Genomic DNA, 2,030 nt, shown 5'->3' on the forward strand with positions numbered 1-2,030 from the left:
GACGCGGACCGCGCCCGCCGCGATCTCCGCGGCCAGGCGCTCCACCACCTGCACGTCGCTCATCCGGTGGATCCCCGCGCCGGGCGACTCGGCGGCCAGCAGCTCGCGCAGCGTGGCCGTCCCCTCCTCGGCGGCGATCCGCCGGACGAAGCGGCGCGCGTCCCCGGCGCGGTCAAAGCGCACCGGCTCCCCTGCGAGCGGGTCCAGCCCCGACGCCAGCTCCCAGAGCCCGTCCCCGGCCCGGACCCGCCGGCGCATCGCGCCTACCGCGCCATGTACAGCCCCGCCCCGGGCCCCACCGGGATCCCCAGCAGCATCCACACGATCAGCATCACCGTCCACACCACCAGGAAGGCCACCGTGTACGGGAGCATCGTGGCGATCACCGTCCCGATCCCCGCCTTCGGGTCGTACCGCTCCACGAAGGCCACGATCAGGGCGAAGTACGTCATCATCGGCGAGATGATGTTGGTGGTGCTGTCGCCGATCCGGTACGCCGCCTGGACGAGCTCCGGCGTGTACCCCAGCAGCATGAACATGGGGATGAACACGGGGGCCATGATCGCCCATTTCGCCGAGGCGCTCCCCATGAACAGGTTGATGAAGGCGGACACCAGGATGAAGCCGATCATCAGCGGGATGGCCCCCAGCCCGGCCGCGGACAGGAGCTGCGCGCCCTTGACGGCCACGATCAGCCCCAGGTTGGTCCAGTTGAAGTAGGCCACGAACTGGGCCGCGAAGAAGACGAGCACCAGGTACAGGCCCAGCGTCTCCATGGCCTTCCCCATCCCGCGCATCACGTCGGAGTCGTTGCGGAAGGTCCTCGCGCCGATCCCGTACGCCAGCCCCGCCGCGCCGAAGACGATGAAGATCAGCGCCACGATCCCCGACATGAACGGCGAGCGCAGCAGGCTCCCCGTCTCGGGGTCGCGCAGGAAGCCGTTCTCAGGCACCGTCCCCCAGAGGAGGAGCACGGTGATCACCGCCAGGGTGATGGCCGTGTACAGCAGCCCGCGCCGCTCGTCGGCGTCCAGCCCCCGCAGCTCCTCCGCCTTCTCGCTCCCGTGGTACTCGCCGAACCGGGGCGCCACCACCCGCTCCGTCACCCACGTCCCCGCCGCGGCGATGAAGAAGGTGGAGACGAACATGAAGTAGTAGTTGGCGGTGGCGTTCACCTCGTAGGTGGGGGCCACGATCCGCGCCGCCTCCTCCGAGAGCCCGGCGAGCAGCGGGTCCACCGTGCCCAGCAGCAGGTTGGCGCTGTAGCCGCCGGACACCCCCGCGAAGGCGGCGGCCAGCCCCACCAGCGGGTGGCGGCCCGCCGCCAGGAAGATGGTCGCCGCCAGCGGCACCAGGAGCACGTAGCCGATCTCGCTGGCGGTGTTGGAGAGGATCCCGGCGAAGACGATCACGAAGGTGAGCAGCCGTTCCGGCGCGGAGAGCACCAGCAGCCGCAGCGAGGTCCCGATGACGCCGCTGGCCTCCGCGATCCCGATCCCGAGCATGGCCACCAGCACCGTCCCCAGCGGGGCGAAGCCGGTGAAGTTGGTGACCATGGAGGTCAGGATCCGGTGCAGCCCCTCCACGGAGAGGAGGTTCACCGGGCGGATGACCTCCCCCGTGCCGGGGTGGGTGACCGCCAGGTCGAACTGCGCGAAGACGCCCGACAGCACCACCACCAGGAGCGCCATCCCGGCGAAGAGGGTTCCCGGGTGCGGGAGGGCGTTGCCCACGCGCTCGATGAACCCCAGCGCGCGCATCAGGGGCGAGCCGGGCCGTTCCGTGGCTTCCATGACAGGTCGGTGTGTGGGAGACGAGGGTGCCGCGGGCGCGGCGGTAGAAGGCCGATTCTACCGGGGCGGGGAGGCACGTGTCAACGCGCCCCCGCTCCGGCGTGGAGCGGGGGCGCGTCGGGACGGGTGCGGCGGGGGAGCCGCCGCCGTGCTACGGCCGGCGCTTCTTCCCCCCCTTGGGCGCCCACTCCGGGGCGCCGCCGGTGCGCTTGCGCGGCCGCCCCTCCTCGCCACCCT

Annotated in this window: 2 protein-coding genes; both read right to left on the bottom strand. The window is 71.7% G+C overall.

Going from position 1 to position 2,030, the window contains the following annotated elements; translation table 11 throughout:
• The coding region (locus VGR37_13655; GenBank protein HEV2148442.1) for a hypothetical protein at positions 1-258 on the bottom strand (258 nt) is incomplete at its 3' end.
• Between the two features lie 5 nt (positions 259-263).
• Positions 264-1,793 (bottom strand): AbgT family transporter, encoded by a 1,530-nt coding sequence (locus VGR37_13660; GenBank protein HEV2148443.1) that lies wholly within the window; start codon positions 1,791-1,793, stop codon positions 264-266.
• Positions 1,794-2,030 lie beyond the last annotated feature (237 nt).

Source organism: Longimicrobiaceae bacterium (assembly GCA_035936415.1).
GTDB lineage: Bacteria > Gemmatimonadota > Gemmatimonadetes > Longimicrobiales > Longimicrobiaceae > JAFAYN01.

Coding starts and splice junctions, on each gene's coding strand:
- VGR37_13660 (HEV2148443.1), bottom strand. CDS start 1,793: ATGGAAGCCACGGAACGGCCCGGCTCGCCCCTGATGCGCGCGCTGGGG.